Source organism: Dinoroseobacter sp. S124A, assembly GCF_049801015.1.
Lineage (GTDB): Bacteria > Pseudomonadota > Alphaproteobacteria > Rhodobacterales > Rhodobacteraceae > Dinoroseobacter.
This window is the reverse complement of the sequence record NZ_JBNAGD010000011.1, coordinates 47,871-69,641: the sequence shown is the minus strand read 5'-3', so window position 1 is coordinate 69,641 and position 21,771 is coordinate 47,871. Positions and strand designations below refer to the sequence as shown.

General features: G+C 65.0%; 23 protein-coding genes. 13 read left to right on the top strand and 10 right to left on the bottom strand.

Annotation, left to right across the window (positions count from 1 at the left end; translation table 11 throughout):
* A partial coding sequence (locus ACP15I_RS20810) for a GTP-binding protein (RefSeq protein WP_424976524.1) occupies positions 1–125 on the bottom strand: 125 nt, incomplete at its 3' end.
* A gap of 136 nt (positions 126–261) precedes the next feature.
* On the bottom strand, positions 262–1,479 hold the full coding sequence (locus tag ACP15I_RS20805; RefSeq protein ID WP_424976521.1) for a zinc ABC transporter substrate-binding protein: 1,218 nt from the start codon (positions 1,477–1,479) through the stop codon (positions 262–264).
* Between the two features lie 77 nt (positions 1,480–1,556).
* On the opposite strand from ACP15I_RS20805, the gene ACP15I_RS20800 reads away from it, so the two are divergent.
* The 5 genes from ACP15I_RS20800 (at position 1,557) to ACP15I_RS20780 (ending at position 6,511) form a co-directional block, all read left to right on the top strand.
* Positions 1,557–2,054, top strand: coding sequence for a transcriptional repressor (locus tag ACP15I_RS20800; protein WP_424976520.1), 498 nt, complete (start codon positions 1,557–1,559; stop codon positions 2,052–2,054).
* The gene (locus tag ACP15I_RS20795; protein ID WP_424976519.1) at positions 2,051–2,824 is read left to right on the top strand and encodes an ATP-binding cassette domain-containing protein; all 774 of its coding nucleotides are present in this window, start codon (positions 2,051–2,053) and stop codon (positions 2,822–2,824) included. Before ACP15I_RS20800 ends, ACP15I_RS20795 begins: the two co-directional genes overlap by 4 nt.
* Positions 2,824–3,621: a metal ABC transporter permease gene (locus ACP15I_RS20790; protein ID WP_424976518.1), complete on the top strand. Its 798-nt coding sequence runs from the start codon at positions 2,824–2,826 to the stop codon at positions 3,619–3,621. Before ACP15I_RS20795 ends, ACP15I_RS20790 begins: the two co-directional genes overlap by 1 nt.
* A 595-nt stretch (positions 3,622–4,216) precedes the next feature.
* The gene (locus ACP15I_RS20785; RefSeq protein ID WP_424976517.1) at positions 4,217–5,650 is read left to right on the top strand and encodes a PLP-dependent aminotransferase family protein; all 1,434 of its coding nucleotides are present in this window, start codon (positions 4,217–4,219) and stop codon (positions 5,648–5,650) included.
* Between the two features lie 354 nt (positions 5,651–6,004).
* The gene (locus ACP15I_RS20780; protein WP_424976516.1) at positions 6,005–6,511 is read left to right on the top strand and encodes a GNAT family N-acetyltransferase; all 507 of its coding nucleotides are present in this window, start codon (positions 6,005–6,007) and stop codon (positions 6,509–6,511) included.
* Between the two features lie 6 nt (positions 6,512–6,517).
* Here the strand turns inward: ACP15I_RS20780 and ACP15I_RS20775 are convergent, their stop codons facing one another.
* Positions 6,518–7,417, bottom strand: coding sequence for a LysR substrate-binding domain-containing protein (locus ACP15I_RS20775; protein ID WP_424976515.1), 900 nt, complete (start codon positions 7,415–7,417; stop codon positions 6,518–6,520).
* Between the two features lie 80 nt (positions 7,418–7,497).
* Between ACP15I_RS20775 and ACP15I_RS20770 the strand changes: the two genes are divergently transcribed.
* Positions 7,498–8,742 carry a hypothetical protein gene (locus tag ACP15I_RS20770; protein WP_424976514.1) on the top strand — a complete coding sequence of 415 codons (1,245 nt, stop codon included), beginning with the start codon at positions 7,498–7,500 and terminating at the stop codon, positions 8,740–8,742.
* A 16-nt stretch (positions 8,743–8,758) separates the two neighbouring features.
* On the opposite strand, the gene ACP15I_RS20765 is transcribed toward ACP15I_RS20770, so the two are convergent.
* Both ACP15I_RS20765 and ACP15I_RS20760 read right to left on the bottom strand, forming a co-directional pair.
* Positions 8,759–9,520 (bottom strand): pyridoxine 5'-phosphate synthase, encoded by a 762-nt coding sequence (locus tag ACP15I_RS20765; protein WP_424976513.1) that lies wholly within the window; start codon positions 9,518–9,520, stop codon positions 8,759–8,761.
* A gap of 248 nt (positions 9,521–9,768) precedes the next feature.
* Positions 9,769–10,224 (bottom strand): Lrp/AsnC family transcriptional regulator, encoded by a 456-nt coding sequence (locus ACP15I_RS20760; protein WP_424968657.1) that lies wholly within the window; start codon positions 10,222–10,224, stop codon positions 9,769–9,771.
* Between the two features lie 124 nt (positions 10,225–10,348).
* Between ACP15I_RS20760 and ACP15I_RS20755 the strand changes: the two genes are divergently transcribed.
* A complete protein-coding gene (locus ACP15I_RS20755; RefSeq protein ID WP_424976512.1) occupies positions 10,349–11,188 on the top strand; it encodes a PhzF family phenazine biosynthesis protein in 840 nt (279 codons plus the stop codon).
* Complete coding sequence (locus tag ACP15I_RS20750) at positions 11,185–11,583, top strand: nuclear transport factor 2 family protein (protein ID WP_424976511.1); 399 nt, start codon at positions 11,185–11,187, stop codon at positions 11,581–11,583. The genes ACP15I_RS20755 and ACP15I_RS20750 overlap by 4 nt, the downstream gene beginning before the upstream one ends.
* A gap of 10 nt (positions 11,584–11,593) precedes the next feature.
* On the opposite strand, the gene ACP15I_RS20745 is transcribed toward ACP15I_RS20750, so the two are convergent.
* On the bottom strand, positions 11,594–12,625 hold the full coding sequence (locus tag ACP15I_RS20745; RefSeq protein ID WP_424976510.1) for a GlxA family transcriptional regulator: 1,032 nt from the start codon (positions 12,623–12,625) through the stop codon (positions 11,594–11,596).
* Between the two features lie 64 nt (positions 12,626–12,689).
* On the opposite strand from ACP15I_RS20745, the gene ACP15I_RS20740 reads away from it, so the two are divergent.
* Positions 12,690–12,944 (top strand): DUF1272 domain-containing protein, encoded by a 255-nt coding sequence (locus tag ACP15I_RS20740; protein ID WP_424976509.1) that lies wholly within the window; start codon positions 12,690–12,692, stop codon positions 12,942–12,944.
* A gap of 38 nt (positions 12,945–12,982) precedes the next feature.
* On the opposite strand, the gene tal is transcribed toward ACP15I_RS20740, so the two are convergent.
* The 4 genes from tal to ACP15I_RS20720 form a co-directional block, all read right to left on the bottom strand.
* Positions 12,983–13,921: a transaldolase gene (gene tal, locus ACP15I_RS20735; RefSeq protein ID WP_424976508.1), complete on the bottom strand. Its 939-nt coding sequence runs from the start codon at positions 13,919–13,921 to the stop codon at positions 12,983–12,985.
* 249 nt (positions 13,922–14,170) lie between these two features.
* Positions 14,171–15,622, bottom strand: a complete 1,452-nt coding sequence (gene xylB, locus ACP15I_RS20730) for a xylulokinase (RefSeq protein ID WP_424976507.1) — start codon at positions 15,620–15,622, stop codon at positions 14,171–14,173.
* Between the two features lie 75 nt (positions 15,623–15,697).
* Positions 15,698–16,408 (bottom strand): HAD family hydrolase, encoded by a 711-nt coding sequence (locus tag ACP15I_RS20725; protein ID WP_424976506.1) that lies wholly within the window; start codon positions 16,406–16,408, stop codon positions 15,698–15,700.
* 12 nt (positions 16,409–16,420) lie between these two features.
* Entirely contained in the window at positions 16,421–17,437 is a 1,017-nt protein-coding gene (locus ACP15I_RS20720; protein WP_424976505.1) for an ABC transporter ATP-binding protein, read from the bottom strand.
* Between the two features lie 165 nt (positions 17,438–17,602).
* On the opposite strand from ACP15I_RS20720, the gene ACP15I_RS20715 reads away from it, so the two are divergent.
* The 4 genes from ACP15I_RS20715 (at position 17,603) to ACP15I_RS20700 (ending at position 21,766) form a co-directional block, all read left to right on the top strand.
* A complete protein-coding gene (locus tag ACP15I_RS20715) occupies positions 17,603–18,949 on the top strand; it encodes an ABC transporter substrate-binding protein (RefSeq protein ID WP_424968666.1) in 1,347 nt (448 codons plus the stop codon).
* An 87-nt stretch (positions 18,950–19,036) separates the two neighbouring features.
* Entirely contained in the window at positions 19,037–19,903 is an 867-nt protein-coding gene (locus ACP15I_RS20710) for a carbohydrate ABC transporter permease (RefSeq protein WP_424976504.1), read from the top strand.
* Between the two features lie 3 nt (positions 19,904–19,906).
* Entirely contained in the window at positions 19,907–20,725 is an 819-nt protein-coding gene (locus tag ACP15I_RS20705) for a carbohydrate ABC transporter permease (protein WP_424976503.1), read from the top strand.
* Positions 20,726–20,794: 69 nt separating this feature from the next.
* A complete protein-coding gene (locus ACP15I_RS20700; RefSeq protein WP_424976502.1) occupies positions 20,795–21,766 on the top strand; it encodes a sugar-binding transcriptional regulator in 972 nt (323 codons plus the stop codon).
* Positions 21,767–21,771: the final 5 nt, after the last annotated feature.

Below are 21,771 nucleotides of genomic sequence, written 5' to 3'. Positions count from 1 at the left end.
TTGCCGTCCGAGGCGTCTTCGAGGACCCGGTTCAGCAGCGTCGTTTTCCCGGCGCCGAGAAACCCGGTGAGCAGGGTCACGGGAACGCGCGGGTCAGTGGGGGCGGGGGGAGGGGTGTCGGTCATCGAGGCGCTCTGAGCAGATGTAATAACATTTCAGTTCATGGGCAGAGATTGTCCGTGAAACTCTGGATGTGCCCCGGCGGGCGTTCCGCCGGGGGCAATCATTGGCGGCCCTGCAAATGCGGGCCGCCTCAAAGGGTCAGAAGCAACCGGCCAGCGCGGTGGCCATGTTGCGGATCATTTGCGGATAGAGATCGGCTCCGGGCTCCAGATCCGCGCCAAGCGGATCGATCACCGCGGTGTTGGCCGAGCTTCCGTCGAGCACGGTGGTCACAAGACCCGGATTGAACTGAGGTTCGGCCAGCACGCATTGAATGCCTTCATCCTGCACACGGCCCTGCACCTCGGCGATGCGCGCGGGGCTCGGGTCCGCTGCATCCCCGAGCGAGATCGCCCCGGAGGCGGGGAAGTCGAAGTCCATTTCGAAATACTGATACGCATCGTGGAAGGAGATGAAACGACCGCCCTTCACGGGCTCCAGGATGGCGGTCACCTCGGTGATGAGCGCATCCATTTCCGCACGGGCCTCGGCGGCATTTGCGAAGTAGGTGCCTGCATTCTCGGGGTCCGCGGCCGAAAGCTTGGCTGCGATCACGTTCAGCCAGGTTGCGGCATTGGTCGGCGAGAGCCACGCATGGGGGTCATGGTCACCGTGGTCATGGCCTTCATGGCCATGTGCGTCGTGGTCGTGGCCGGCATGCTCCTCATGATCGTGTTTGTCGTGATCGTGCTCAGCATGGTCTTCGTGATCATGGGCATCGTGATCATGCTCTGCGTGCTCTTCATGATCGTGTTCATCATGGTCATGCTCGGCATGCTCCTCGTCCGCATGCTTGTCATGATCGTGCTCATCATGGGCGTGTTCGTCGTGGTCGTGGTCGTGGTCGTGGTCGTGAGCCTCGGCCTTGGCTTCCATGTGGCCGTGCTCGTGATCATGATCCTCGTGGTCCGCATGTTCCTCATGCCCATGCTTTTCATCCCCGTGATCATGGGCCTCGAACAGGGCGCCCTCCCGGAAATCATGGAGGATCGTGCCTTCGGCCTCCAGCAGGGCTGTCACCGAGGCAGTCGCGGCCAGCGTGTCCACGGCATCTTCGAGCCAGGGCGTCAGGTCCTCACCAAGCCAGAACACCAGATCCGCATCCTGAAGTGCCTTGGCCTCCGATGGGCGCAGGTTGTACTGGTGGGGCGAGGCCCCCGCCGGGATGACAAGGTCCGGAGACCCCACACCAGCCATGACCCGCGCAACGAGCGAGTGGACCGGCGCGATGTCCGCAGCCACGCTGGGGGCGTCGGCCACTGCCGTGCCCCCCAGCAGGGCAGCCGACAGGGAGAGCGGAAGAAGCATTCTGGACATTGGAACCTCTGCGTGATCTTATAACATTTCGATCTCGGTATATGATATAAGATAACATGACAAGAGAGAGGGAGCAGATGTCCGGTGAAAATCCCGCGCCCGTCGGCTTTGAACAGCACGATCATGCCGCCTGTGTCGGTACTGGGCTGGCCGCCGCTGAGGCGCGCTGCGCGGCCGAGGGTCTGCGCCTGACACCGGTGCGCCGCAAGGTGCTCGAGATCCTGTTGCAGGAGCATCGCGCGCTCGGGGCCTATGCGATCCTCGACCTGCTGCGCGAGGCGGGGTTCGGGTCACAGCCGCCCGTGGCCTATCGCGCGCTGGATTTTCTGGCCGAGCATGGGTTCGTCCACAAGATCGAGCGGCTCAACGCCTTTGTCGCATGTGCCCATCCCGGAACCTCCCATATGCCTGCCTTCATGATTTGCCGCCTCTGCGAAGCCGTTGCCGAAACCCGCTCCACCCCCGCCCGGGGCTCGCTGGGCGAAGCCGCGCGGGCAGCCGGGTTCCAGATCGAGCGCACGGTCGTCGAGGCCGAGGGCGTCTGCCCCAAATGCATCGACAAGGTCAGCTCATGAGCCTGATCTCTGTCCAGAACCTGAGCGTCCGCTACGGCGCCAATACCGTGTTGCAGCACGTCTCACTCGACCTGTTTCGCGGCGAGATCGTCACGATCGTGGGTCCGAACGGGTCCGGCAAGACGAGCCTGTTGCGCGCGATCATTGGGGCAGCCACCCCGGCGAGCGGGACCGTCACGCGCCAGCCGGGGCTCAAGATCGGCTACGTCCCGCAAAAGCTGCATATCGATCCGACGCTCCCGATGACCGTCTCGCGCTTCATGCAGCTGACGGATCGTGTGGCCCGCGCGGCCTGCAAGGAGGCGCTGGAGGCCGCGGGCGTGCCGGACCTGCTGAAGCGGCAGATGTCCCAGCTCTCGGGCGGGCAGTTCCAGCGGGTTTTGTTGGCGCGGGCGCTGATCAATCAGCCGGATGTGCTCTTGCTGGATGAGGCGACCCAGGGGCTCGATCAGCCGGGATCGGCCTCGTTTTATCGACAGATCGAGACCGTGCGGCGCGAGACCGGCTGTGCCGTCCTGATGATCAGTCATGAACTGCATGTGGTCATGAGCGCGTCGGACAGGGTGGTCTGTCTGAACGGGCATATCTGCTGTCAGGGCGCGCCTGCCGTGGTGGCGTCTGCGCCGGAATACCGGGCGCTGTTCGGCACCGGGACGGGCGGCGCGCTGGCGCTGTACCGGCACGACCATGACCACGACCACAGCCACGATCATCTGCACGACCATGCCCATGATCACGATCATGCGCATAGCCACGAGGCCGCCCAGTAATGCTCGACGATTTCATGACCCGCGCCACGTTGGCCGGGGTTGGTGTGGCCTTTGCAGCGGCCCCCTTGGGGTGTTTCGTGGTCTGGCGCCGGATGGCCTATTTCGGCGATGCCACGGCCCATGCGGCGATCCTTGGCGTGGCGCTGTCTCTTGCGCTGCAAGTGTCGGTCTTTGCCGGGGCGATGATTGTCGCGCTGATCATGGCGATGACCGTCACCCTGCTGGCCGGGCGCGGCTATGCGATGGATACGTTGCTGGGCGTGCTGGCCCATTCGGCCCTCGCATTCGGTCTGGTGGCGGTGTCCTTCCTGTCGGGCATCCGGATCGACCTGATGGCCTATTTGTTCGGGGACATCCTTGCGGTGTCGCGTTCGGATCTTCTGGTGATCTGGGGGGGTGCGGCCTTGGTGGTGGCCCTGATCGTGTGGCGCTGGTCGCCGCTTTTGACCTCGACGCTGAACGACGAGCTGGCCTATGCCAGCGGGCTGGATCCCAAGCGCGAGCAGTTGATCCTGACCCTGTCCCTCGCGATCACGGTTGCGGTGGCGATCAAGGTGGTGGGGGTTCTGTTGATTGCAGCCATGCTGATCATACCGGCTGCTGCGGCGCGCGGTCTTGCGCGGACACCCGAAGCCATGGCCGGGATCGCGGCGGCGATCGGGGCGGTCTCGGCGGTGGCAGGGTTGCAGAGCGCTTATCTGCTCGACACGCCTGCAGGACCTTCCATCGTCTGCGTTGCGGCGATCCTCTTTGCGGCGCTCAACCTCGTCAGCTGGCGTAAGCAAAGCGGGACGTGAGGCTGGCTGAGGGAGTGTGACTGTCTTGCGGGTAATCAGAGTTATGTAACTTTTTAGGCTTTCGAGCCGACCCAGAGCCCATCAAGACCGGAGCGCCGGAACCCGGCGCAACACGATGTCGGCTTGGTCCGGAATCGACTTCTTCGAAGAGCAGGATCGTCATGTCGCAGGCGCGTTCGCGCAATGGCACCAGAGCGTGATATCTCTCGCTGGCAAAGAACGCCCGGGCGTCCTCAAGGTTTTGTAGCGGAATACCTCACCTGTGCTCGCTGCGACGGTATCGGTGTCGTCGCCGCGCCCAATGGTTTCGATCTCGCAATCGGCCATGATCTCAGCCGCCCGCCGGGGATGCTCTGCGAAGGCCTCGGGATCCAGCCGGACACGCCACGCTGGAAACGCGCATCATCAGCATGACTGGCTCAGCGGGTTTTACCGGATCTGGTCCTGTCGCGCGGAGCAAAGCGTGACGAGGTTCGGTTTTGGACCGCCATCCATATGCACACGCCGCTCAGGTCACTCTTGCTGACCTTTCTGGCTTGAAAGATCGCGGCTCAGCCAGCAAACTGGTCTCAAATTTGTCCGAAAAGTTGTCCAGATGATAGAGCCACTTGAGATCGCCGCCCTGATCGAGAAATACGCGCCCCCCGATGTGGGCAAGGTCAGCGCCCTGCGTCTGGCCATACGGCGGGGCGTGACCGAACAGGTTCTGAGGCCGCAGGATGAACTGCCCTCCACGCGCAAGGCGGCCCATGCCCTGGCGATGTCGCGGAACTCGGTGATCGAGGCCTATGAGGGTTTGCAGGCCGAAGGCGTGATCGAGACCCGGCGTGGCGCGCGCCCCAGGGTCTGCGCCCTGCCCGAGTTGCAGCCCAAGCGTCCAGCCCGACAAACTGCGATTTCCCTCTCCGAGCGGGGCCGGATCCTCAGCGCGGATCACCGCGCGGGCTACGACACGGGCAAGGTTGAGGCGTTTGCGCCGGGCCTGCCGGATCCCAGCCTGTTTCCCCGGGATGATTGGGCGATCTGCCTGAGGCGCGTCGCTCGGCGCAATCGCGGCGGGCTCGACATGTATGAGTCGTTCCAGGGCCTACCGCTCCTGCGCGAGGCGCTGGCGCTGCATCTCAAGCGCAGCCGCGGCGTCTCTATCTCGCCCGAGCAACTTTTCATCCTGCCCTGCACGCAAAGTGGCATGTCACTGATGACGGATCTGCTCAGCGATCCCGGCGATACGGTCGTGATGGAGGATCCCTGCTATGCGGGCGGCAAGGCCCTGTTCGAGGCGAAGGGCCTCAGGACGCGTGCTTTGGCCCAGGATCTGCGCCGGGCCGAAACGGCGGAGCGGACCCGTCTGATCTATGTCACGCCCTCGACGCAATACCCGACCGGAACCCGGATGCAGCTCGCGCGGCGGCTCGATGTTCTTGCCTTCGCCGAGGCGCAGAATGCCATCGTGATCGAGGATGATTATGACGGCGATTTCGTCTGGAAAGGCGCGGATGTGCCACCCGTCTTTGCCTTGGACAAGGCGGCGTCTGTGGCGCTCCTCGGCACCCTGTCCAAGAGCCTGATGCCGGCCATGCGTCTGGGATGGCTGATCGTGCCGCCGGATCTGGTGGCGCCTGTGCGCCGCGCCCACCGCGCGATCGGGGCCAGCGTGAACACCCATGTTCAGGCCGCCATGGCAGAGTTCATCAGTTCCGGTCGTTTCGCGCGACATCTCAGGACGACGGCACGGATCTATCAGGACCGGATGCTGTGCCTCACGGATGCGCTGCACAGTCGTTTGGGCGCGGATATCGCGGTCTCGAAACCGGATGGCGGGCTGCAGATCTGCCTGCGCTTGCCCGACGGCACGGATGATCGCCGGATCAAGGACCACCTCTGGGCACGGGGGTTTCAGGTCCTGCCCCTGTCGCGGCTCTGCATCGACAGCCCGGCGCGCGGCCTGGTCATCGGATTTGCGCGGGCAAATCCGAGTGCCGCCGCGCGTTTGGCGACCGCCATTGCGGAAGCCTTGCCCGAGCTGTGAGAGGGCCGTCCTGGCAAGTGGTCGGCGGATTTCCCCCAAAGCGGTCCCTGCAGCTGCCTGCCCGACCGGATAAACTGGGCGTATTCAGCCCACAACAGGAGCCTGCCCGATGCCCTTCGCCCGTATCCCGCGCCGAACGGAACAGGATGGACCCCATCACAGGGCGATCTGGGCTGGGGTCTGCACACTGCTTTCGACCCGCTCGCAGAGGACGTCATCCGCAACCCTTGGGAGGCTTCCAAGGAAAACTCGTTCGCTCGCCACGGGGGCGGGCCCTACGTCTGAGCGCGCTTTTTGTCGGTTTGCGCCTTGGCGGGACGGCCTGCTTGGTTTGGGACCCCTCCGGGCGTTCGCATGACGGGCGCGGTCCGGTCTTACGCTGTGACGGCAGTCGCCTTTGAGGCGTTGGCTGCCAGAGATCTGGCGGCACTTGGCGCGCTGAGCGTGACGCCGGACCAGGAAGAGTTCGGAGGCAGCTTCGATGCCTCGCTCGCGGATTGGCGGACATCCGATCCCCGGTGCCTGTTGGGGTTGGCTTTTCTGCGGGACGATACGCCGATCGGACTGGTCCTGTTGAAACGACCACCGCTTTCGCCGGACTGGGTTGCGCGCGATGCGGTGTCGCTCCACGGGTTCAAGATCGCAACGCCGTATCAGGGCGGGGGTCTGGGGCGGAAGGCTCTGAAATGCGCGGTTGAGACCGTGTCGCGGCACTGGCCCGACGCCCGCCGGCTCTGCCTCGCGGTCGATGCGGGGAATGCCGCTGCGCTGGCGCTCTATCGTGGCTCGGGAATGCAAGACAGTGGCGCGGCGCATCAGGGCCGTATCGGGGTCGAGTATCGCCTGAGCCTGACCCTCTGATCGGGCCTATGTCGCGGCGAAGGCCGCAATGGTCCAGTCCCGCACCGCGATCAGGGCAGCGGTCGGTTCCACACCCTCCGGGTACACAAACCAGTAGGCGTAGCGCGCCTTCAGATGGGTGGGGAACGGTGCCACCAGCCGCCCCGCCGCTATGTCCTCCGAGATCAGGTGGGACCGCCCGAGAGCGACGCCGTTGCCCTCGATGGCGGCCTGCAGGATCGTGGTGTCATCGCCGAGGCGCGGTCCCTCCGCAGACGGCATTGGCACGCTGGCGGCGGCGCACCATTCCGGCCAATCCTCGGGAATGTCCCCATGCAGAAGCGTCGCGCGTGCGAGATCCGCGGGGGCATGCAAGGCGTGGTCCTGAACATAGCCGGGGGCGGCGACCGGTGTGACGGTTTCCTCCGCAAGCGGGTGCGCCACCAGCCCGGGCGCGGGCCTGGGTCCATACCGGATGGCCGCGTCGATCCCCTCGGCGGCAAAGTCCACCAGATGGCGCGATGCGCTGACCCGCAGGTCGATATAGGGATGGGCTGACACGAACCCGCCAAGCCGGGGCGCCAGCCATTTCGCGGCCACCGATGGCAACATCGAGAGCGTGACGACCGCCTGCGCGTTGGCCACCTCCGCCACGGCCCGGCGCGCATCCGCCAGCGCAGGGGATAAACCTGCGACGAGGCGGCCACCTGTGGGGGTCAAGCTGAGCCGCGCGCCCCGGCGCACGAACAGCACGACCCCGAGCATCGCCTCGAGATCCGCCACCTGGCGTGACACCGCGCTCTGCGTGATGCCGAGCGCGCGCCCGGCCGCGGTGAAATTGCCATGCTCGGCCGCCGCCACAAAAACCTCGAGGCTCCGCAGCGAGGGGCGTGGGTTGGGTCGTCGATCATGATGATAAAAACTCATAATGAGACCGTAAACTACTCATTTTGTCAGATCAATTCCGGGCATTAGCATGAGTGATAAGCATCCAAATTGAGGGATCCATGCCGCGCGTTACCGAGCCGAAAGCACAAGGGCAGATCCCGGGGCGGGATCCGGCTGGCCTTTTGCGCCGCGCGGTCCCGGATCTGCCGCTGGTCGTATGGATGGCGCTGGCAACGCTGGTGCTCGGCTTGGCCGGTGGGCTCAGCGCTGAGATGTTGGTACGCACCTATAATGCCGGGTTCGGGCTTGCCCTTGGCGAGTTCGCGCTGATCCTGCTGCCATCTTTCGTGCTGGCTGCTGCGTTGGGTCACGCAGAGATTGCGTCCCCGAATGCGGGGCGGTTGGCGGCACTGGCCTCTCCGGTTGCGGGGGCGGGCATGATCTGCCCAGACACGGCCTATGCCGCGCTTTCCCCCGCCGCCGGGGGGCACAAGATCGATGTGGCTTTTGGGGCCTATGCCGGGTTCAAGCTGCTCTATCCCGCAGGGCCGCTCCTGGTGGCGACGGGGCTGGGCGTCACGGGGCAGGACGGTCTGGCCGCAGATCTGGCACTGGCCGGGATTGCCCTCATTTTGCCCGTATGGGCGGTCGGTGTGCTCTGGGGGCGGGTGACCCGGGTGCCGGATGACGGATCGGGAAAGGACCCTGCCTCAGCCGCGCCCGATGCTGCGACCCGCAAGGTGGTGCGGGCCTTCGCGCCGTTCGGCGTGCTGGCGGGCTTGCTGGGCATGGGGGCTGCGCTGGGGCCGACGGGGCAAAACCTCGTCGATTTCCTGCTGCAACCGAAGGGTGCGCTCTTGGCGGCGGCGGGTCTGGCCTTGTTGCAAACCGCACCGAGGCACCGGCGCGCGTGCTGGGATGCCGCGCTGGGGCGAACGGGGTCGCTCCTGCTGGTGATCGGCGCGGCCAGTGCCTTTGGCGCGGTGTTGACGCATCTGGTGCCACTGGCGGATTTTGTCCCAGATGGACGCGGGATCGGGGCCCTGATCGGACTCTTTGGTCTGACCGTGGTTTTCAAGCTGGTTCAGGGATCTTCCATGGCGACTTTTGCCTCGGTGGCGCCGGTCGCTGCACCGGTGGTGGCCGCCGCCGGGCTCGATCCGGTTGCAGCGGTCTATGCCATCTGTCTCGGCTCCTTCATCGCGATCCTGCCCAATGACAGTTATTTCTGGCTGGTGCGCCGGGATGCCCTTGGGCAGGAGCCTCGGGATACGCGCGCGCTCTGGGTTCTGGCCAGCGGGGCGACGCTGCAGGCGGTCACAGGGTTGGGGCTCGTGCTCACGGCCAGTCTGCTCTGGCCATGACACCATCGCGTCTGGGTCACTGGGGCGCGGCTGACAGCCCGGCGGTTTGGCAGGCCGACAGGTACCGGCGCACGGTCTCGGTGATCCCGAAGCTCAGCGCATCGCAAAACAGCGCGTGGCCAATCGACACCTCGTCTATCGCGGGGATTTGCGCGAGCAGGGCACGCGTGCCGGGCACGGTCAGATCGTGACCGGCATTCACCCCAAGACCGCACCCCCGCGCGGCCATCGCTGCCTGCGCCAAGCGGTGCAACTCGCGCGTGGCCAAACCGGCATCTGCATGCGCGCCGCCATAGGGCCCGGTGTAAAGCTCTACCCGGTCTGCCCCTGTCGCCGCCGCATCGGACATGTGCGCGGCCTCTGCATCGGCAAAGAGCGCCACCCGGCAGCCGGCTGATTTCAGACGCGCAACCCAGTCGGCGAGCTCCGCCGCCTGTGCCCGAAAATCCCATCCGTGGTCGCTGGTCGCCTGATCCGGCGCATCCGGAACAAGAGTCACCTGCTCGGGGCGCACGGCCTCGACCAGCGACAGGAAGCGCGGATCCGGATAGCCTTCGATGTTCAACTCGCGATCCGGAAAGTGCGCGTCGATCATCCGGCGAAAGGTCCAGGCATCCTCGGCAGTGGCGTGCCGGGCATCGGGGCGCGGATGCAGGGTCAAACCAGCGGCCCCAGCGGTCAGCGCGGCACGGGCGAGCCCGGGTACATCCGGCCAGGGGTGGCCGCGCCGGTTCCGCAACAGAGCCGCGACGTTCATGTTCACCGAGAGTTGGGTCATCCGTGTCACCTGCCTTGGGTCGGGGTCGGACCGGGTCCGGTCCCTGTCGCGCTGACTCGGAAGATTGCAGCGATTTCACCGCTCGGGGATGGCCACTTTCCAACGAAAGCGCCGAACCATCCCGCGCGGCCAGAGGTGATCACGTCGATCAGTGGCCGAGCGATCTGTGCGCCGACAGAACGGAGCGATTGAATGCCACGCGCTTGGTCGCGTCCGCCCCGCAGCCTGCGACGCCCGGATCAATCGGATCAGACCCCCTCCTGCAAGGGCGGCAATCGCGGATCGAACATCGAGGATTTGATGATCGCGGTGTTCGTCTCTGCCCGGTCGTGGAAAGGAAGGAGGATATCGTCCAGCTCGGAAATGTCCCGCAGCGCCAGTCGGGCGACATAGCAATCCTCCCCGGTGACCCGGTCGCAGGCCATGAAACGGGGTTGCTCCTCGATCATGCGCTCCACCGCGTGCAGCTGGCCGCTGCGTGGCTTGATCCGCACGAGCGCCTGGATACTGTATCCGAACCGCCGCAAGTCGATCCGACCGCCAAAGCCGGTGATATGGCCCTGCTCCTGCAGGCTGCGCAGGCGCTCGCCCACCGCCGGGCCCGAGAGGCCGACATCCTTGCCGATCTCGGCGAGGCTGGTCCGGCCGTGAGATTCGAGGATTTCCACGATACGGTAGTCTGTTTGATCAAGGGATTTGGACATGAAGGAAGGATAGCCAAACGAGCATCAATCAGAAAGCAAAAAGGAGAAATCGCCGTTGTGAATGCGGGGACACGCACCTGCGGGATCGAGTAGCTTTCCCGCAAACGAAAGTCAGGAGGTCCCCATGGACATTCAACGCATCGCCGCTTTCAGCCAAGGCTCCGAAGGGGGCAACCCGGCTGGTGTTGTCCTCTTGCAGGACGCCGTCAGCGCCGCCGAGATGGCACGTGTCGCGGCCGAGATCGGCTATTCCGAGACCGCCTTTGCCGTGGCGCAGGAGGACGACGCAAGGACATGGCGCGTGCGCTATTTCTCGCCGGAGTCCGAGGTGCCCTTTTGCGGGCATGCCACGATTGCTCTCGGGGCGGCGCTTGGCGCGCAGGGCGGCGCGGGGAGCTATACGCTTGTTCTGAACGACGCCACGATCAGCGTTGCGGCAGAGGCGACAGAGCATGGGATGCTCGCGACCCTGTCCTCCCCCCCGACCAAGAGCCGCGCGCTGTCCGAGGCGGAGCTGCGCGATGTCTTGACCCTCTTTGATCTGACCGCGGCCGATCTCGACCCGCGCCTTGCGCCGGCGCATATCCATGGTGGCGCGGATCACGTGGTCTTGCCGCTGAGGGACCGGGCCCGGCTGGCCGCCATGTCCTATGACCTCGATGCCGGGCGATCGGTCATGCGTGCCCATGGCCTCGTGACTGTCATGCTGCTCTATATCGAGGAGGATCGCAGTTTCATCGCCCGCAATGCCTTTGCCTCGGGCGGCGTGCTCGAGGACCCGGCAACAGGAGCCGCCGCCGCCGCATTCGCGGGCTATCTGCGCGATGCGGGCTGGCCCCATGGCGGCGGATTCACCATCCGGCAGGGGGAAGACATGGGCAGTCCGTCTCTGATCAAGGTTGCCTTGGATGATACACCGGGCGCTTCTGTGAGCGTGTCCGGTGCGGCGCGCGAGATCACATGACCCGGCTGCCCGACGTCATCCATACCTATCTGGACGCCTATAATCGCAAGGATGTTGAGGCCATGCTGGCCTGCCTCGCGCAGGAGGTGACGTTTCAGAACATCTCGGACGGGGTCATAACCGCAGTGACCGCGGGGCGGGCCGCCTTTGAAACGCTGGCCCGCGCCGGGGCCGAGGCGTTTCGAAGCCGCTCCCAAAGGGTGCGCCACGCGATCACGGTGGCCGATACAACCCTGGTTGAGATCGACTATCGCGCCGAAGTGGCCATGGATCTGCCCAATGGCTGGGTTGCGGGGCAAGTGCTCAGCTTTCAAGGCGCATCCGCCTTCCGGGTGCGGGATGACAAGATCATCAGCATGATTGACCAGAGCGACACGGTGGAGGGCCCGACCTGAGCCGCGCAACTCAGGCGGAGCCTGCGCCCCCGGATGTGACCTCAGCGCGAAAGCGCTGCCGGTAGTCTGTGGGTGAGACGCCCAGGCCCCGCAGAAAGGCGCGTCGCATGCGGTCCTCGCTTCGGAAGCCGCAAAGCGTCGCAATCTGCTTGGCGCTTCTGGACGATGTTTCCAGAAGCTCCTGCGCGCGTTCAACCCGCATTGCCTCGACGGCCTTGGCCGGGGTCGTGCCGAGGGATTTCGCGTAGCTGCGCGCGAAGTTGCGCGCGCTCATGCCCGCTTCGGCAGCGAGCGCCTCGACGGTCAGAGGCGCATCGAGATTGTCCGAGATCCACAGGTGCAAGCTCTCGAACCGTCCCGCGCCATCGCGGAGCTGCCGTGTCAGGGCCGGGCTATACTGGGACTGCCCCCCGGATCGGACCATCTGCGCGACCATGGCCCGGGCTATCTTGAGCGCGGCGGCGCGGCCCAGATCCTCGGACACGATCGCCAGAGCCATATCGATGCCCGCGGTGATCCCGGCGGAGGTCCAGACCTGACCATCCTGAATGAAGATCGGGTCCAGCTCGACCCGAACCTTGGGAAAGGTCTCGGCCAGCCGGGCGCAATCATCCCAATGGGTGACGGCGCGCCGTCCATCCAGAAGCCCGCTCGCCGCCAGAACGAGCGCCCCGGAACAGACGGAGGCGACCCGCCCGGCCCCCTTGGCCATGTCCCGCACGGCGGCCACGAGCTGCGTGTCGCGCATCCCTGGGATCGCCCCCTGTCCACCAACGACGATCAGGGTGTGGATGGGATGCCCCTGTAGACTGGACGCGGGTTGCGTCGGGATCGACAGTACGGTGTTCGTCCCGATCATGCCGCCCGATACGGACACGACCTGACAGGCATATCCCTTGTCTTGCGTCGCGGGATCTTCGGCATGGGAAAAGACCTGCAACGGGCCGACGAGATCCAGCAGGGTGATATCGGGATAGACCACGAAGACCACTGATCTGGGGGTCTGGTTCGGGCGATCCGGTTTGGCGGTTTTTGACGGCATCTTGGCATTTCTGCCAGAGCTCACAGGACTAGTCTAGACACAGAGACAACCCGGAGTGTGCCCGATGATGATCCTGAAACCGAATTGCGAATGCTGTGACAAGGACCTGCCGCCCGCCTCGCGCGAGGCCCGCATCTGCACCTTTGAATGCACATTTTGCGCGACCTGCGCGGAGCACCGGTTCGACAATACCTGCCCGAATTGCGGGGGCAATTTCGTGCCGCGCCCGGTGCGTCCGCCGGAAAAGCTCAGCCGGTTTCCGGCCTCAACCGAACGCGTTCGCAAGGCCCACGCGGTCTGCGCCGAGCCCCAGACCTAGCCCGTCGGTCCCCGGGTCGGACCGCACAGCCTGCGGGGTCAGAGCCGCGCTGCCAACAGCGTCAGCAGTTTCTGGTGGTCGGCGTCGAAATTGCGGATGCCTTCGGCCAGCTTCTCGGTGGCCATGGCGTCGGCGTTCAAGCCCCAGCGGAACGCTGTCTCGGGCGTGGGCTCCGCCGCGCCACTGGTCGCCCCGGGCGAGAGGATGCGGGGCACCGCACTGTCATCCTCGCGCAGGGCCTGCAGCAGCTTCGGCGCAATGGTCAGCCGGTCGCAACCAGCCAGTGCCTTGATCTGGTCTGTGTTGCGGAAGGACGCGCCCATCACCACGGTCTCGATGCCGTGGGATTTGTAATAGGCATAGATCTCGCGCACCGATTGCACGCCCGGATCCTCGTCCGGCGCATAGCTGTCGACGCCATTGGCCTTCTTGTACCAATCGGTGATCCGCCCCACGAAGGGCGAGATCAGGAACACACCCGCATCGGCGCAGGCCTTGGCCTGCTCCATGGCGAAAAGGAGTGTCAGGTTGCAATTGATCCCCTCCTTTTCCAGTGTCGCGGCGGCTTGGATCCCTTCCCAGGTGGAGGCGAGCTTGATCAGGATCCGGTCTTTCTCCACGCCACGGCGGGCGTAATCCTCGACGATCTCATGGGCGCGCCGGATCGAGGCCTCCGTGTCGAACGACAGGCGCGCATCCACCTCGGTCGAGACCCGTCCCGGCACCAGCGTCGAGAGTGTCGCCCCGATCGCCACGGTCAGTGTATCGCAAAGCGCGCGCGCATCCTGCCCCTTGGCCTTGGCTTCGGCCACCTCAGCGGCGATCAGCGCCTCGGCATCGGGGCTGTCCAGCGCGGCCAGAACCAGAGACGGGTTCGTCGTGCAATCCTGAGGCTTGTGTTCTTTGACAAGGGCCGCATCGCCGGTGTCGGCCACGATCACGGTCATGGTTTGAAGCTGCGCGAGGGCGTTGGTCATGGGGTCTTCCAATCGGGCAAAAGGGGTCGAAACGGTCGGACCGCGACGCCTGGGGCGCGTTGCGGTCCCTCAGGCAACGGGTGCTGCTTTCTTGCGCAGAAGCATTCGCGCTTTGGCCGGGATGTCAAACGCTACGGGTCCAAAACCCGCAGAAAACACGGCCCAGCCGATCGAAATACCGGCGGTGATCCGGCCAAGGCGACAGCTCCCTGTGTTCGGAGGAGGGCGCGAGACCGGCATCACCTCGCCTCATTGGATCTGTTTCAGGCCGGGATAGGCCGCGCGGAAGGCCTGGTAGGCGGCATCATAGGCCGGGGCGAGGGTCGCATCGGGTGCGATCTCGCGGCGGGTCTCGGGGGCGGTGATCACCTCCGCCGGCTGTGCGCCCGTTACCGCGATCTGCGCCAGTCGCGCCGCACCCAGAGCCGCCCCGAATTCCCGACCGGCGGGGATGGTGAGCGGGACGCCCAGCACCGTGGCCAGAAGGCGCAGCCAGTATTCCGACGCACTGCCACCGCCGATGGCCGTTAGCGTGCCCACATCCGCCCCGGTGGATTTCAGAGCCTCGAGCGAATCCCGCAACCCGAAGCTCACCCCTTCGAGCACCGCGCGGGTCAGACCGGCGCGGTCGGTGCTGGTGGCGATCCCGGTGAACCCGCCCCGGATCCGCGAGTCGTTATGCGGTGTCCGCTCGCCCGAGAGATACGGCAGAAACCGCACATCCCCGGGCGGCTGCAGGGCGTCGCCCAGCTCTCCGGTCAGGTCGGCGGGGCGCGTGCTGGTGATCCGCGACAGCCAGTTCAGGCTGTCCGTCGCCGAGAGCATCACGCCCATCTGATACCAGTGATCCGGTACCGCGTGACAAAAGGTGTGTACGGCGGTCTCGGGCGCGGGGCTGAACCGCTCGCGGGCCAGCAACACGACGCCGGACGTGCCGAGCGAGACGAACCCCGCCCCCTCCTGCAGCGCGCCGATCCCGCAGGCCGCGGCGGCATTGTCGCCTGCCCCGCCGCAGACCACCACGGGCCCGGACAGGCCCCAGCGGCGGCGCAGCTCGGGGCGCAAATCCCCGGCCGGGGCGCATCCTTCGACCAGTTCGGGCATCTGGTCCCGGCGCATCTCACCGGCCTCGAGCAACCGCTCAGACCAGCCCCGCGCCCCCACATCCAGCCACGAAGTGCCCGCACTGTCGGACATATCCGCCACATGGGCCCCGGTTAGGTGGTGGTTCAGGTAGGCTGCGGGCAACAGGACCTTGGCGACCTTCGCAAAGACCTCGGGCTCGTGGCGCTTGACCCAAAGAAGCTTGGGCGCCGTGAACCCCGGAAAGACGATATTCGCCGAGAGCGCGCGGACATCCGCCATCGCATCGAGCGCGGCGGCCTCCTGCTCGGATCGGGTGTCATTCCACAGGATGCAGGGCCGCAGCACAGCATCCCCGGCGTCGAGCAAGGTCGCCCCGTGCATATGCCCGGCCACGCCGATCCCGCGAAGCTCAGCAAATGCGGGATAGCGCGCGCGCAGGTCCTCGACGGCCATGTCCAGCGCCGCGATCCAGTCCGCAGGGTCCTGCTCGGCCCAGCCCGGAGCCGGGTTCGAGACCGCATAACTGCTCTCGGCGGAGCCGATGGGCACCCCATCCGTCCCGACAAGCAGCGCCCTCAGACCCGAGGTCCCCAGATCAATCCCCAGATAACTCATGCACCGCCCTCCCCGACCGGCTCCGTTTGCAGATGGTGTGATCGTCTCGAACCGCGCGGGCCCCCGCCCGACGCGTCAGTTTTCGAACAGATCATCGAACGAGGCCATGATAACCGCTGCGCCCGCCGCGCGCAGCGCCGCACTGTGGTCGGCCTGAACATCCACCAGATGTCCGCCACCGATAAAGCCGACCGAACGCATGCCCGCCGCCTGAGCCGCCTGAACCCCGAAGAGGGAATCCTCGACCACAAGGCATTCAGCCGGGGTCACGCCCAGTCGCTCGGCCGCCAGCAGAAACAGATCCGGCGCCGGTTTGCCGCGCGCCACAAGCTCGCTGCTCAGGATCCGGGGGAAACGTGCGGTCAGACCCATAGCCTCCAGCGCGATGCCGATCCGCTCGAAGGTCCCGCTGGAGGCGATGCAGAACGGGATGCCCCGCGCCTCGAGCCGGTCCAGCAGGGCGATCACGCCGGGCACAGGTTGCAGGCTGCGGCGGAACTCGGCAAAGAGCGCGTCCTGCCAGAGCCGGGCGAAGTCCGTTGCGCAGAGGCCGTCGACCCGCTGGGTGGCGAATTCCGTGATCGCACGCAGGGATTTGCCGAGAAACTGGTCCCGGACCTCCTCCAGGGACATCGGAATCCCCGAGCGGTCCAGCACGTCTCGCAGGGATGCCAGCGAGATCGGCTCGCTATCGGCGATCACCCCGTCGAAATCGAAGATCACTGCCGCGATCCCTGCGGTGATGTCGCGCGCGCCGGGTGGCTCAAGGGGAACGGATTGGTTCATGGACGCGCCGGATCAGACCGCGCGCCCTTCGGCGTCGAACTGATGCAGACGGCCCTCGGGGATCTTCAGGCCAACGGTTGCGCCAACCTCGGTCGGATCATCGCCATCAACGCGGGCCACCACGTCGCCCCCGCCAGCCACGCCGAGATACAGCAGGCTCTCTCCGCCCAAGCGTTCTTTCACTTTCACCGTCGCATCAGCATGGCCCTGCGCGGCATCGACCAGCTCGAAATGCTCGGGGCGGCAGCCGATAAAGGCGGCCCGCCCATCGAGGCTCAGATCCCGCAGCCCGGTATCGGCGGGGAAGACATTCATCGCCGGGGAGCCGATGAACTCGGCCACGAAGCGGGAATTGGGCTTGTGATAGAGATCCATCGGCGAGCCGACCTGCTCCACCCGGCCCCCGTTCAGCACGACGATCTTGTCGGCCATGGTCATCGCTTCGACCTGATCATGGGTCACGTAGATCATCGTGGCGTCGAGCTGCTTGTGCAGCCCTTCGAGCTCCACCCGCATCTGCACCCGCAGTTTGGCGTCGAGATTGGACAGCGGCTCGTCGAACAGGAACACCTTGGGGTTCTTGACGATGGCGCGTCCGATGGCGACGCGCTGGCGCTGCCCCCCCGAGAGCTGCGAGGGTTTGCGTTCCAGATAGTCGCCCAGTTGCAGGATCCGGGCGGCCTCGGCGATGCGTTCGGCCCGGGTCGCCGGGTCGAACCCGTTGACCTTCATCCCGAATTCCATGTTCTCGCGCACGGTCATATGCGGGTAGAGCGCATAGGACTGGAACACCATGGAGATGTCGCGGTCCGCCGGCTCTGCGTTCGTCACGTCGCGCCCTTCAATCTCGATCGAACCGGTATCCACCCCTTCGAGCCCAGCCAGCGTGCGCAGCAATGTGGACTTCCCGCAGCCCGATGGCCCGACGAAGACAACGAACTCGCCATCCTCGATATCCAGCGTGACATCGAACAGCGCCTGCATCGATCCGTAGAACTTGTTGAGCTGATTGATCTTGATCCCCGCCACGGCTGGCCTCCTGCAGATGACGCCCCATTGGTGGCGCAACTCTCAAACGTGCTTTTGTAACTCAATAGAAACTTTTGTATTGACTCGCAAGCTGTAATTATACTTTTGTATGGCTGAGAATACATTCTTTGTCTGAGCAACGAAGTCCTTTTGGGAGGAAAACCAATGAAGAACATGCGCAAACTTCTGTGCAGCGCCGCTTGTGCCAGCATCATTGCCACCGGTGCCGTGGCCGATGGCCATGGCTGGAGCCTGAAGGAGGCTGCTGCCCCCTATGCGGGGACGACCGTTGATGTCGTGTTCCTGCTGCGCCCCGGTTACGAGGCCATCGAGGCCATGCTGCCCGCCTTCGAGGAAGAGACGGGGATCAAGATCAACATCATCAAGCACCCCTACGAGAACGCGCTCGGCGAGCAGGTGCGGGACTTCGTGGCGGGCGGTGATCTGGATATCGCGCTGATCGACCTCGTCTGGATCGGCAACTTCGCCGAGAACGAGTGGATCGTGCCCGCAGACCAGATCATGGCGGACTATCCTGAGATCGTGGACCCGGATCTCGATCTCGATGACTTCTTCCCGCTCGTGCTCAACGCGTTTGGCGGCTGGAATGACACGATCTACGGCCTGCCCTTCGACAACTATTCCGGCCTGATGTTCTACAACAAGCAGATGCTGGCCGATGCCGGGTTCGATGGCCCGCCCGAAACCTGGGACGAGCTGATGAACGTCTATGGTCCGGCGCTGACCAAGGACGGCAAATACGCCTATGCCCTGCAGTCCAAGCGGAACGAGACCCAGTCCGCGGACAGCTTTGCGCGGATGCTCTGGCCCTTCGGTGGCTCTTTCCTCGACGCGGATTTCCGGTCCAACCTGATGAGCCCCGAGAGCCAGGCCGGGCTGAAATTCCGCCAGGAGCTGATGCAGTACATGCCCGATGGCATCGTCGCCTATGACCATGCGGAAACCGTGAACGCCTTCTCCCAGGGCGATGTGGCGATGATCACCGAGTGGTCGGCCTTCTATTCCTCCGTGGTGGATCCGGATACGTCCAAGATCGCGGCGGATGTGGGCATCGCGCCCGAGCCCAAGGGCCCGGCAGGCCGCAAGCCCGCGCTTGGCGGCTTCTCCCTCGCGGTGGCCGAGCAGGCGGATGACAAGGAACGCGCGGCGGCGTGGCTCTTCATCCAGTGGGCGACCTCCAAGGCCAATGCCAAGGAGTATCTCGAGCGTGGCGGCGTGCCTGCCCGTCAGTCCGTCTATGCGGATCCGGCGCTGGCCGAGACCTATACCTTCATCCCCGCACTGGTCGAAAGCTGGCAGGAAGGCGTGCCGGAGTTCCGTCCGCGCTTTGCCGAATGGCCCGAGATCACCGAGATCGTGCAGGAATGGGGCACCAAGATGATGCTGGGTGAGGTCACCACCGAGGAAGGCGCCGAGGAGATCGGCAGCCGGATGGAAAAAGTCCTCGAGGATGCCGGTTACTACGACGACGACAAGCCGCTCCTGCAGTAACCCCCTGCGACCATTGATCAAACAGGGGTGGCGCGTCACCGCGCGCCACCCCGTTGCAGCACATACGACATTTTGGGGGGAGACGTCATGCGTGGGCAGGTATCGCGCCGCACCATTCTCAGTTTCATTGGTCCGGCCGTATTCGGTCTTGCCATCGTGGGCATCGCGCCACTGCTTTACGCGGTGTGGACATCCCTGCATTTCTACAACCTGACCAAGCTCAAGCGGGTCGAGTTCATCGGGCTTGAGAATTACTGGACCGTCCTGACCGACGAGGTGTTCTGGCAGGCGATGGGCCGGACCTTCTTCCTGCTCGGCACCGCCTTGCCCCTGCAGCTGATCTTTGGGTTGGGCATCGCGCTGGTCTTGCACCAGCCGGGGCTGACCCTGATGAAAACCCTGGCGCGGTTGAGCCTGGTGCTGCCCATGGCGATGACCTATGCGGTGGTGGGCCTTCTGGGACAGGTGATGTTCAACCAGAAATTCGGCGTGGTGAACCAGCTGCTTGGCGGGGCCGATATCAACTGGATCGGCGATCCGACAAACGCCTTTATCATGATCATCTTCTGGGACGTGTGGCAGTGGACGCCCTTTGTCGCCCTCGTCCTGCTGGCGGGCCTAACCATGGTCCCCGGCGAAGTCGAAGAGGCTGCGCGGCTCGAGACCAAACGCTGGTGGACCATACTGCGCTATGTGCAGCTGCCCTTCCTTCTGCCGGGGCTGACTGCGGTGCTGATCCTGCGGACGGCCGATACGCTGAAGCTCTTTGACATGGTGTTCACGTTGACGCGCGGCGGGCCCGGCGCTTCGACCGAGTTGATCTCGCTGATGATCCAGAGGGTGGGTTTCCGCGGCTTCGACCAGGGGCTCGCCTCGGCCCAGGCGGTCATCCTGCTGATCGTGACGATCGTTCTCGCGCAGATCTACATCCGCCTGTTCTACAAGGAGGTCTGACCCATGGCCACCAACCGCTCCCTCCTGTGGCAGATCCTGCTGCTGCTCGCGATCATCACGCTTTGCGTCTTTCCGTTCTACTGGATGGTCACGACCTCGCTGAAAACGCAGATCGTCGCCCTCGAGGCGCCACCGGTCTGGACCTTCGCCCCGACCCTCGACAATTACCGCGAGGCGCTGTTCGAGGATGGGGTGCTGCGCACGCTGATCAACTCGCTGGTCATCGCGGTCTCGACCACCGTGTTGGCGCTGATCCTCGGGGTGCCTGCGGCCTTCGCCCTCGCCCGGTTCGAGTTTCGCGGCAAGAAGGACCTGTGGTTCTGGTTCATCACCAACCGCATGGTGTCGCCGATCGTGCTCGCCCTGCCCTTCTTCCTGATCGCGCGGAACCTTGGGATCCTCGACAAGCATATCACGCTGATCCTGATCTACCTGACCTTCAACCTGCCGATCGTTATCTGGATCGTCACCGACCAATTCCGGGGCCTGCCCTACGAGCTCGACGAGGCGGCGCGGCTCGAAGGGGCGTCGCAATTCACCATCATGCGCAAGATCTGCCTGCCGTTGGCCATGCCCGGCGTGGCGGTATCCGCGATCTTCTCGTTCATCTTCTCGTGGAACGAGTTGATGTTCGGGCTGATTCTGACCCGGAGCGAGGCCAAGACCGCGCCGGCCATGGCCGTGTCATTCATGGAGGGCTACAACCTGCCCTATGGCAAGATCATGGCCACCTCGACCCTGATCGTGATCCCGGTGCTGATCTTCGCGCTTCTGGCGTCGAAGCAGCTGGTGCGCGGCCTGACCATGGGGGCTGTTAAGTGATACAAAGGCCTGATCCGCGATACTTTTGCAGATCAGACCTCCTCCCCCCTCCCTGAAAAGGCCAGCCCCATGTCGCGCTCCATCAAACTTGACCAGATCGACCCGGAAGAACAGCTGCTCGTGCGGCTTGCCTGGGCGTGCGAGATCGAGGGCCTGACCCAGGCCGATGCGGCATCCCGGTTCGGCATCACGCGGCTGAAGGTCAACAAGGCCCTGAGCGAGGCCCGCAAGCGCGGCATCCTGCGGATCAGTGTGAACTCGGTCTACGCAGCGGCGGCTGATCTCGAATGGCGGCTCGAGCGGCGCTTTCGCCTGCTGCGCGCGGTGGTCGTGCCCACGCCGGACAACCCGGCCTCGGTCACCAGTCTGGTCAGCGCAGGGCTCGGCGCGCATCTGAGCGAGCTTCTGTCCGATCAGAGCCTGACGCGCTTTGGCATGTCCTGGGGCAATACGCTGAACCTCGCGACCCGTTTCATGCAGCCGCTCGACCGTCCGGAACTTGAGATCGTGTCGATCATGGGCGGGGTGACGCGGGGCTCGGATGTGAATGGCTACGAGATCACCACCCGGCTCGCGGATCTCTGCAATGCCGAGCACAGCTTTTTCACCGCGCCGCTCTATGCGGGCAGCCCAGAGAGCCAGCGTCTGTTTCGCGAGCAGGACGTGATCGCCGAGATGGTTGAGAAAATCCGCGGCTCCGACGCCGTGGCGATTGCGGCCGGCGATCTGCAGAGCTCGCTTCTGGTGCGGGACGCCCTGCCCCGGGACATCAATCCGGCTGACCTGATCGCCAAGGGCGGGGTCGGCGATATCACCGGTCATATCCTCGACGCGCAGGGGGATTTGATCGACCACGACATCAATCGCCGGGTCATCGGGGTCTCTCTCGATGAGCTGGCCCGGATCAAGAACGTCATCCTTGCCGCCGGCGGCCTGCACAAGGCGCCGATCCTCAAGGCCGCACTCGCCCGCGGTTTTGTCGACACGCTGGTCACAGACGAAGCCACCGCCCAGGCCCTGCTCGCCGAAGCAGGGCCCTAGCCCAG